The 10,066-nt window shown below is 51.2% G+C and carries 12 protein-coding genes; all 12 read right to left on the bottom strand.

Annotated elements, in window-relative coordinates:
• Positions 1–114 precede the first annotated feature (114 nt).
• The 12 genes from ACTNB8_RS15755 to ACTNB8_RS15700 all read right to left on the bottom strand — a co-directional run bounded on the left by ACTNB8_RS15755 (position 115) and on the right by ACTNB8_RS15700 (position 9,968).
• Positions 115–1,053, bottom strand: a complete 939-nt coding sequence (locus ACTNB8_RS15755) for an ArdC-like ssDNA-binding domain-containing protein (protein WP_441039817.1) — start codon at positions 1,051–1,053, stop codon at positions 115–117.
• Positions 1,054–1,056: 3 nt separating this feature from the next.
• Positions 1,057–1,914, bottom strand: coding sequence for a PcfB family protein (locus ACTNB8_RS15750; RefSeq protein WP_441039818.1), 858 nt, complete (start codon positions 1,912–1,914; stop codon positions 1,057–1,059).
• A 5-nt stretch (positions 1,915–1,919) separates the two neighbouring features.
• Positions 1,920–3,218: a relaxase/mobilization nuclease domain-containing protein gene (locus ACTNB8_RS15745; protein WP_441039819.1), complete on the bottom strand. Its 1,299-nt coding sequence runs from the start codon at positions 3,216–3,218 to the stop codon at positions 1,920–1,922.
• A gap of 3 nt (positions 3,219–3,221) precedes the next feature.
• Positions 3,222–3,530: a plasmid mobilization protein gene (locus ACTNB8_RS15740; protein ID WP_441039821.1), complete on the bottom strand. Its 309-nt coding sequence runs from the start codon at positions 3,528–3,530 to the stop codon at positions 3,222–3,224.
• Positions 3,531–3,656: 126 nt separating this feature from the next.
• Positions 3,657–4,034, bottom strand: a complete 378-nt coding sequence (locus ACTNB8_RS15735; protein WP_441039822.1) for a DUF3789 domain-containing protein — start codon at positions 4,032–4,034, stop codon at positions 3,657–3,659.
• A 142-nt stretch (positions 4,035–4,176) separates the two neighbouring features.
• Positions 4,177–4,500, bottom strand: coding sequence for a DUF7768 domain-containing protein (locus tag ACTNB8_RS15730; protein WP_441039831.1), 324 nt, complete (start codon positions 4,498–4,500; stop codon positions 4,177–4,179).
• A gap of 149 nt (positions 4,501–4,649) precedes the next feature.
• Positions 4,650–5,462, bottom strand: coding sequence for a DNA-methyltransferase (locus ACTNB8_RS15725; RefSeq protein WP_441056026.1), 813 nt, complete (start codon positions 5,460–5,462; stop codon positions 4,650–4,652).
• A 66-nt stretch (positions 5,463–5,528) separates the two neighbouring features.
• Positions 5,529–6,317 (bottom strand): hypothetical protein, encoded by a 789-nt coding sequence (locus ACTNB8_RS15720; RefSeq protein WP_441056025.1) that lies wholly within the window; start codon positions 6,315–6,317, stop codon positions 5,529–5,531.
• A gap of 5 nt (positions 6,318–6,322) precedes the next feature.
• Positions 6,323–7,288 carry a DUF3991 domain-containing protein gene (locus ACTNB8_RS15715; RefSeq protein ID WP_441038836.1) on the bottom strand — a complete coding sequence of 322 codons (966 nt, stop codon included), beginning with the start codon at positions 7,286–7,288 and terminating at the stop codon, positions 6,323–6,325.
• Positions 7,288–8,448 (bottom strand): methionine adenosyltransferase, encoded by a 1,161-nt coding sequence (gene metK / locus ACTNB8_RS15710; protein ID WP_441038838.1) that lies wholly within the window; start codon positions 8,446–8,448, stop codon positions 7,288–7,290. Before metK ends, ACTNB8_RS15715 begins: the two co-directional genes overlap by 1 nt.
• 258 nt (positions 8,449–8,706) lie before the next feature.
• Positions 8,707–9,504, bottom strand: a complete 798-nt coding sequence (locus ACTNB8_RS15705) for a class B sortase (protein ID WP_441038840.1) — start codon at positions 9,502–9,504, stop codon at positions 8,707–8,709.
• The gene (locus ACTNB8_RS15700; RefSeq protein WP_441056024.1) at positions 9,501–9,968 is read right to left on the bottom strand and encodes a gamma-glutamylcyclotransferase family protein; all 468 of its coding nucleotides are present in this window, start codon (positions 9,966–9,968) and stop codon (positions 9,501–9,503) included. The genes ACTNB8_RS15705 and ACTNB8_RS15700 overlap by 4 nt, the downstream gene beginning before the upstream one ends.
• Positions 9,969–10,066 lie beyond the last annotated feature (98 nt).

Here is a 10,066-nt window from a genome sequence, read left to right as displayed (position 1 = left end):
TGAATGATCTTTCAACATGACAGAACCTCCTTCCTCATGATTCTATTATAACAGGGCCACTAAAAAAAGCCCAATTCTTTTTTGGAATCAGACTTTTTCAGTGCCCTTTTTTTATCAGCGTTCCGGGGACTTTTTGTTCTTGGCTGGTTTCTCTGTTTTTTCCTCCGGGACGGCAAATTCATCGGGCATAAATTCCTGTTCGCTTTTGCCAAGGTTACGGTCTACCTGTTTGCCAATAGAATATGCTGCACTCTTTACGTCCTGGATAAAGGAACGTAAGTCTTTAGGGTCTTTCTGTCCGAATGCCTGCATCTCGCAAACCTTATCAAAGGAGAAGCCGGAGACATCCACACCGTATTTCTGTGCTGTCACATACGCCGCACAATAAGCCTGTGCTGATACCCCTGCCCGGCTGTAGCTTCCATCGTGGTGGTCCAGGGATGCATACGCCAGTTCCCGGCTGATGGAATGGAACGTTGCATTTTCGCTCATGCCGTTTCGGACATAAATCGTCCGCTTGTTTGGAATGTACTGTGCCTGCACCTTATCCGGCAGGTTGTCTGCGATCTGGATTCTGACCTCGCTGTCGGTCAGCAGAGCTTCCATCAGCTGGTCCATCGGTTTTGGCTCCGGCTCTTCCGGCTGTTTGGTGCGGATCTGGCTGATGTCATAGGCTTTCTGGATGGAATATCCCTGCTGGATGACGCCGTCCTTTTCGTATTCCTGACCGACAATAAAGTTGTATCCTTTACTTCCGGTCTTGACGACCTTGCCTTCTTCCTTCCATTTTTCGAAGGTCTTGACCTGCCGGATCTCCGGGTTCTGTGCGTAGAGCAGGAACAGGTTGTCTGTCCTCTGCGGCTTGCACTGTCCCATAAAATCAAGGAAGCCTTTTAAGGAGTCCCCATTCTGGAAGACCTCCTGTGCCTTTCCATCGATCATGCCCCAGAGTTCTTCCCTCTCCTGCTTTTTCTGTGCGGCATATTCTTCTTTGGATAACCGCTGGGCGGACACTTCCTGGGTGTCCTGCCCTAAAAATTTTGTCAGGTCCATCTTCTACCTCGCTTTCGTCTTTCGTTTATTTCTCGCTTTCTTCTGCGTTTTCTTTGGTCCACGGTTCTTTTCCCGGCTCCGCTTCTGGGATTCCTCTGCTTTCTCCCGTTTGATGTCCTCCAGCTCCCGGCGGACACTGGGACGTTCCTGTTCCTTCTGTCTTGCTCCATCAGTCCCGTTTTCCTGCCCGGTAGAAATATTTCTGCTGTGCAAGGAAGATCCGGACAGATTCTCTTCCCCCTCTTCCTGCACCGGGATAAAATTTTCCGGTTCGGAAAACTCCTTTCCATCATGGTTCTGTTTCTTTTCCCCTTCGGAAAAATCCATGTCACCGACCTGGAATGCTTCATCCAGATCACTGATCTCGAACTGCACTTCACCCTCCGGCATCTGTACGGTTTCCTGTACCGCTCCGGTTTCCTGTACCGCTCCGGTTTCCGGTGCTTCCATTCCTTCGGTTACCTCATGGACAGCTTCCCCGACTTCGCTTCTTACGAAATCCAGGTTCATCTTATCCATGACACGGTTGACCTTGGCTGCGTCATCCGCAAAGACCATGACCTCGCTCATCTCCGGGTTCTTTTTATCCCGAATGATCACATAGAGCAGTCCCCGTTTCCTGCCCTCACTGCAGAATTCTCTCAGGCGGTCGGATGGCACAGTAAAGAACTTCAATGGCTTGTTCTCCTTTAGCATCCGTACCATCCGGGTTCTGCCCCTTGTTTTCTTCTGGTCTTTTAATACGGCGGCAACAAATACCGCCAGATGCTTTGCCAGCGTACCCGAAAGCCTGAGCCCGTGGTCCACGCCGTCCAGGGAATACCGGACGATCTGGTCCGCCGCATCGCCTCCATAATTCATATCATTCACCTGCTTTCTGTTCTCGGTTGTCTGTTTTTCTCCGTCTGTTCTTCTTCCTGTTCTGCCTGTCTCTGGATCTGCTCTGCCAGACGCATCCGCTCTTCCATCTCCTTGGACTGCTGTTCAATCCGGATACAAATGCGGATATCCTTCCGAAGTGGCTTCAGTTCTTCGGTGATCTGACTGATTCTGGCACTGTCCGGCTCGCTCCGGTACAGCCGCTTCCGCTCTTTCGCAAGTGCCTGTACCCGTTCTTCCAACGGGGTTCGGTATGCCACCAGCTCTTCACGGGTGGTGATCTGATGCTTCTGGAGGAATTCCATCTGCTCGATCCTGGCATCCAGTTTTCGGATATCTGCCCGGAGCACCGGGGAGATCCTTTTCGGCTTCTGCTTTAGGACACCCATCTGGTACAGATAGGAATAGTACAGGGCCTGTATCCCTTTTAACTTCTTTTTCGGGGTTTGGGAAGTTCTTTCTTTTCCAGCAGGTGTCCTGCTCTTTGGCTGTAAGATCCACTGCCGGATGCTCTCTTCCGAGTAATGCTTCCCAAGGCTCCGCAAGCGGATATACCGTTCCATCCCCGGTGCTTTTAATGCAATGTATTTCCGGTTCAGCTTCCACTGGTATCCCCTCTGTTTCATCTGTTCCAGAAATTGTTTCCAGGTGAAGCTCTCTGCCACCGCATCCCGGATATCCAGACGGATCGAGGTTCTCCAGGTCGGCTTTCCGTCCTGTTCTGCCATCCACTGGGCGTAGGATTTCCCTTTGCCGTTTTTCGGCTCGATGACAGATAAGCCGTATTTCAGGCATAAGGCATCCGAAGCTTTCCGCACATCCTCATAGTAACTCCAGCTGTTGCTGTGGTACTTTTTTCCATCTTCCATGCCCACCGAATTAAACACGATGTGGTTGTGGTAATGCTCCGTGTTCAGATGGGTGGTGATGACTGCTTCGTATTTTCCCTGAAGGAGTCTTTCTGCCAGCTCCATTCCGATCTGGTGGGCCAGTTCCGGGGTAACTTCCCCTTTGGCGAAGCTCTGCACCAGATGGTATCCCTGTACTCCGTCCATCTTGTGGTATCGTTTCTTTGTAGCTACCATATCTTGATAAGCAGTTTCGCAGACACAGCCGATAGCATCCTCAAAAACGGAACGCTCCGTCTTGTCCCGGTTCATGGCATAATCAATGGCTTCTTCCAGAGAGCCGGCACTCTGCCCTTTCTTGGTGGTCTTATCCTTGTTTCGGATGTAAGTGATGGAATTGTCCAGACGGCTGACCGGGATGATACTGGTGTATGCCATTGACTACCATTCCTCTTTGACCAGCCTCCATGTCTCTTTCGTCATGCGGAGCATTTCCCGGATACTCTCTTCCCCGGCCATCCCACAGCCATTGGCTACATGGGCAAGCTGGTTGGCATTGTTGCACAGACCGGATACTTTCCGTAAAAGCTCCGTATGATGCTCACAGGGTCTTGCCCGGACTTCACCGCCCATGACAATGGAACGGATATATTCCTCGCGGGACAGGCCGCTTTTTTCTACCTGTTCTTCCAGAAAACGCAGCTCCTTTGCATTGAGGCGGACTGGTATCACATGGTTTCTTTTTCTCATCTCTTCACCTGCTTTCCAACGGGGTATTGATTATTTCCTTACATTTCACGGTTTTTCCAGATCAGGAAGCCTGTCAGCACGCCAATGGCTACCGCTGCAGCAATGATCTTTTTCTTCATATAGGCCTCACCCCCTTTCCGGTACCTGGCACAGTTCCATCGGGGCGATCATGATCCCTCTTTTTTCCATCTCTTTTGCGAATTCCAGGAGGTTCCATTTCTTTCCATCGATCATGGCAGAATCGGCATCCAGATAGTGGCAGGTGGATACGTTCCGTTCTCCATTTGGGGCATTCTGCACAAGGCTCTCCCCGTCTGAGAGCCGGAACAGTTCCTGTCCTTTGCCGTCTACAAAACAGATGCATGCACCGTGGTCGATGATCTCCTTTGGTTTCATCCGGCACCGCTCCAGTGCCTCATCCTCCCGCTTTCCAGCTATGAAAAGACACATTGCAAAAACGCCCATTACTCCTCCAGTCATTGTGCCAAGTATAAATCCTAACATTATTTTGTTCTCCTTTCGTCTGTTTACGGTTCAATATGGGGGATTGGGGTTCTCCCCAAAGTGCGTTTGGATATCCAAACGCTATGCTTGCAAAACCAGTCGCATTTTGCTTCGTCCCCTCTGAACCTGCTCTTTCTCTGAATTACTCGTTTTCCTTGATTTTGCTTAACCCATCCAGTGTGGTGCAGATGATATGGAGTCTGTCAGCCATGCTGATCTCCGTGTTCATCGTCCCGGTGGTCTCTTTTCCGCAGACGACCACCATCCTGCACCGCCTTAAGATCTGGTGGGACATTCTCCGCATGGCCTGCATATCCTCTGCATCCTCGTCATCAAGGAATGGGGAAAAACTGTACTGCGGGCAGATCGGCACATATCCCAGTTCGTAGATCTTCCGGCAGTACCGCTGTACTTTGGTCTTTCCCTCTTCTGCAGAACAGCAGACATAAGCAAGTGCCTGTTCCAATACGACCATCTCCTTTCCTGACCGGACAGCTTTCCTCTGCCCGGCGTTTTTCTAAAAAGAAACACCCACAAAGCATTCCGGCTCTGTGGATGTCTTGTGGACATCTGGATTTTTTTCTTCTCTTTTTCAGATGTCTGCCAGACATCCGGCTACTGTGGTTCTTTGTTTTCCGCTTCTTCCCCGGCTTCCAGTGCAATGCGGACACGGTCGCTTCCGAGCTTATAATACGCATCGGTCACTTCAATGCCGACTGCCTGATAGCCCGACTCTGCCGCCGCAAGGATGGTAGTACCAGCTCCGGCAAACGGGTCTAAGATCAGGCCGCCCGGCTCGCAGATCTGGATGACATCCTTCATCAGCTGGAGCGGCTTTTCGGTCACATGGATGCGATTCTGGGGATTTCCATAGCGGAACACCCCCGGAAGGCAGGACACCGGGCGGTTGATCGGCATCGGGCCGTTGCTTCCCCACACGATATATTCTGCCTGCTGGCGGAATCTGCCTTTCTGTGGACGGGAGTTCCCCTTGTCCCAGACGGCAGTTCCTCTCCAGATCCACCCTGCCCACTGGAGGGCATCGGTGATGGACGGATACTGTCTCCAGTCAATAAAGAGGCAGATCGGAGCCCCTCTCTTGCAGGCTTTCCGCACATCGTACAGCCATTCTGCCATCCAATGGGTCCAGGAACGCTGATCTTTATTATCCCCATCAAAGTCCGGCAGGGCATTCTCTGCTTTCATGCTGCTGTACTTCTGGTTGGTGGTACGGTTGCGTTCGTTCTGCTTGGTTCCCCCGGACGCATAGGGCGGATCGGTTACAACTGCATCAAAGATCCCCGGCTGGAATCCTTTAACCAGTTTTAAGGTATCCCCATGCAGGATACACCAGTTCTCCCCTCCGGCAGACTCATCCGGCACACAGTCCGGTTTTAAAAGATCTTCAAGTTTCAGGGTATTTCCCATAGGCATCATCCTTTCGGTCGCTTATTTTCCAGATTTCTCTGGAAGTGCTTTTCTTTATGGAACTGCTCATCGGCAGGTATCCTCTCTTTTCGGTGCTTCTTTTTTCACGGTTTCTTTTCTTGGCGTTCCAGTCTGTTCCCGGTGGTTCGACAGTTCAGTTTCCACATATTCACTGATGATCCCCAGTGCTTCATAGTAATTGCCGCTCTTATAGACACGGTCTGCCATCTCGTTGGCCTGCCCAGACATTCCGGCACGTCGAAGGAGTCTTGCAGCATCCCCAAGGATGGAGAAAATATTTCCGTCATGCCCTAAAAGTTTGAGTTTTGGACGGAGCTGCTTCTGTTCCGGTTGTTTTTCCTGTACGCCATTTTCCGATGCTTTCACCTGTATCAAAAATTCCGAGCCTGCACCAACATAAAAATGCAGGTATAACTCACCGCCGTCTACTTTGATTTCCCTCTGTTCCAGACTTTCTCCCCAGCCATCGCTGTACTGGCCCCGCAGGTACCCTTCCAGCTCGACATATTCCCCTGGTGTCAGAGGTTTGCGGAGCGTCAGGCTGGCACAGCCATATAAAACGCCATCCTGCTCTTTTACCCCCATCGTGATACATTCTACTTTTTCCCGGACACTGTCGCTTCCGTGAAAATGCACCATCAGGTTTCCTGGCTCATGGCCGGGTGTACTGAGCCGGTTGACCTCCGCAATCTTTTCTGCGATGGCTTCCTGATATGGCACCAGCTCGTTTCCTTCCAATGGATCTGCATCTTCCCAGTCCACAATGTCCGAATGATCCGGGATAAAACTTGCCATGACAGGGGACAGCATTTCCACTTCTATTTTGTCTTTCACAGGCATCACCTCACTTCCCTGTTCTGCCGTTTCTCCGGTGTCCTGGCAGCCATCTTTGCCATGTCTGCCCAGTCTGCCCCTTCAATCTCCGGCAGATTCTTGATGATCTGATAGCTTCCCTCATAGGCTTTTCGGATATGTTCACACGCCCACCGTCCGGCAAAGTCATTGTCGGTACACACTTCGATCTCGGTGATCTCCGGGTGCTGGGTAAGGAAATGTTCCAGTGCCTGCGGCTTTTTTATGCTCCGCTGGCTCTTTCCTTCTTTTGGTGCGCTGATCCCGCCAAGCTCCAAACGGTACTTATCCATTCTTCCCTGTTCCAGTGTCATGTGGGCCAGCACATCCACACAGGCTTCATAAACGGCAACCCGTCTGCATCCGTGCTTCGCCGGAACACAAAAAGCGTATGCCTTTTCGCTTCCGGCCTGTTCCATCTTAAAGGACTTTCCGCTGGCATCGTAAATCCCACGCAGGAAAGCATATCTTGCCACCTGGTTTTCATCCCGGCCTACGAACACGGCATTGTGGTACGGCAGGCTCTCATATAAGATTCCCAAATGAACACACCGCTGTAAGACCTCGCCGCTGATGCCCCGCTCTTTCAGATAGCGGAACACCCTGCGGCAGTCCGGGCTGGCCGGAGGCAGGACAAATGGCTTCTTGGGCTTTGCTTCCACGGGAGGAGGGATATAGGTGGGATACTCATCTTTCAGCATTTGCACTGCCTCCAGAAAAGAACACCCGTCTACATGAATCAGGAAATTTAAGGCACTGGTGCCCCCGATATCTCTGGATTTCCAGTGCCACTGGCTGGTCTGCTCGTTGATCTTAAAGCTGTCGTGGTCTGTCAGCTCCCATTCATTTCTGGCTGAAGATTTTTTCAGACGGTTTGGCTGGTATTTCTTCAGGTATTCAATGGCGGTGATCTCCCTTGCACGTTTAATTTCTTCTTCCGGAATCCACGGCATTACATCACGGTATCCCGGAGCTGCTCTGCCTTATCCGTTTTCTCCCACGGGAATTCCTTTCTTCCAAAATGCCCGAACACCGCACTCTGTCGGTAGATCGGCCGCTTCAGGTGCAGAGTGTCACTAATCTGGCTTGGGGTAAGTCCGAACACCAGAGGGATCGCGGCGGCGAGGCAGTCATCCGCACAGATTTTTCCCGTTCCAAAGGTATCCACCTGCACCATGACTGGCTGGGCAACCCCGATGGCATAGGCAAGGGACACCTGGCATCGGCTGGCAAGTCCGGCAGCCACCATGTTTTTGGCAATGTAACGAGCCATGTATGCCCCGGATCGGTCAACTTTGGAACAGTCCTTCCCGGAAAATGCACCGCCGCCATGCGGTACCAGGCCGCCGTAGGTATCCACCATCAGCTTCCTTCCGGTCAGGCCGGTGTCTGCATCCAGACCTCCACACACAAATCTGCCCGATGGGTTAATCAAGATCTTGGTATCCTCATCCGGCGGCAGCATACGGAGTGCCGGGCGTAACACTTTCTCCCGGATCTCATGCTCCAGCTTCCGAAGGGATTTTTCCTTTTCATGCTGGCAGGACACAACGACCGTATCCAGACGGACAGGTCTGTCATCCTCATATTCCACGGTCACCTGTGCCTTTCCGTCCGGCAGGATTCCCGTGATATATCCGCTTCTGCGGCTTGCAGACAGTTCCCTTACGATGCGGTTCGCCAGAACCACTGGCATCGGCATAAGCTGCGGCGTCTCATCGCAGGCGTATCCCACCATGATTCCCTGATCCCCGGCACCATTAGCAAGTCCGCTCTGAACAGAAACAGTCCCTGTCCTGCGTTCTTTGGAGCGTTCCACTGCCCCGGCGATATCCGGACTCTGTTTGTGGATGAGGGCATCCATATGGATTCCGCTTGCGTCATAGCCTGCACTCTCCAGCACCTTTCTGACGATTTCAAACACCTGTGGCTCATATCGGCTGGTAATCTCTCCTGCCACGATGATGTTCCCTTGGGTCGCCAGCACCTCGCAGGCCACCCTGGAATTTTCGTCCTCTTTCAGACACGCATCCAGAATGCTGTCTGCAATCAGGTCGCAGAGCTTATCCGGATGTCCTTCCGTTACGGATTCTGCTGTATAAAAACGTTTCATAATTGTTACCATCCTTTCCAACGAGTCAAAGCTCGTTATCACATAAGTAAATAGATCCAGCAGAAAGCACTCCTTTTGGAACACTTCCTGCCGGATCTGGGTTATGAGCTGTCTCACATTCTGCACTTTTCTGGTACTTTCAGACACTTTTTTCTACCTGAATACTACCAATACACTCCCTTACATACTCCCCCTGTTTTGAACATTTCCCAGCCCGTGCGGTCATGATTTGTCTCATTTTCTGCACTTTTGGGGTACTTACGAACACTTTTGGCTCCACACTGCCCCGGAAACCGGCACCGCCAGGACGATGTTCCTGGCACCGTTCCATTCATACGAACACGTGACGAGCGTCAAAACCTTATCGTATATACACTTCAGGTAATCATCCCCGGTTTCGAACACTTCTCTCTGCTTGGCTGCTTTTAAGTACTCCTGCACTGCCGCCGCATCCAGAAGTTTCTGCTGGAATGGGAACAGATCCCGGTCTGCTTTCAGAACCGTGACGATCCTGTATTCCTGAATGCCGTCCTCTGTCTGAAGATAAGCAAAACGATGAGCGTTATAATAATCTTCCCCTGCATATAAGTCCAGGTTTCCGAACATCGCCCCGCTGTTCATGTTGTGGCCATAAATGATGAGATTCCTGCTTTCAGACACTTTGCAGTCTGCCTGTAAAAACAGACTTCCGTTGATGTCATATTCTTTTTTGTAATTCCGCTTCAGATAAAATTCGCCATTCTCCTGTTCGGACTGAAGCACCGGATAGTCAATCCCGGTGTCCGGTATAGTCAGCCATCCCTGTACATCCGGGTACTGTTTTCGGAGAGAAACAAGTTCTACCGCAGCCACCGGGCATTTTCTTCCAGCCGGGTGGTCTTTCTTTTCAGAGCCTGAGGCTCCCGGAGCTTCCGGCTCCGGGAAATTCCCTTTCAGCTCTGCCACCAGCTTTTTATTCTCCATTGGGAGATATACCATGTGGTAAATCAGGAACCCGGCACTTAAGAAAAGTGCTACAAAGCATACCGTTTGAAAAAATTTTTTCACGATTTTCATCGTTCCTGTCCGGTTTTCCTCTGTTGCTTTGGCTGGCTTTTCTGCGTCTGTCCCGGCACAGGCGGTTTCCTGGCTGCTTTCAGGATCGGTCCCGTTGGGATGTGGTTCTGCCTGCATCCCTTTAAGATCCCAGTCAGATAAGACCGTCCTGGCGGATTAAAGTTCTGCATATAGTCTTTCGTCATGATATAGACAATCGCTTTGATCTCTTTCCCAGCTTTATCCTTGACGGTGATCTCCTGCTTGTCGTAAAAATCTGGGTAGCCCTCATAAAGATCCAGACTCTTTTCGCAGTCCCCGGTCAGTGACCAGAGGACGCCGTCCACATGGCTTCCCTCTTCCGGGAAGATGGTGGCAAGTCCGCTCCCTGCGGCTGCAAAGGTCAGCCGATACCCCTCCAGGCGGACGGTTTCTACCACCTCCGCCTTTGGGCACCGATATGCCATCTGGTTGTTATCCGGCATTTTATCTGGTCCTATACCATGCCACATTCAATCAAATTAAAAAGGGGCACAGCATAAATTATTCTGATGGATTTTTCATCGGATTACTTTATGCCGTG

Origin of the sequence: Blautia sp. HCP28S3_G10 (assembly GCF_052065235.1) — a bacterium.
Classification (GTDB): domain Bacteria; phylum Bacillota; class Clostridia; order Lachnospirales; family Lachnospiraceae; genus Blautia_A.
Note: the sequence above shows the minus strand (reverse complement) of the source record. Positions and strands in the feature narration are given on the sequence as shown.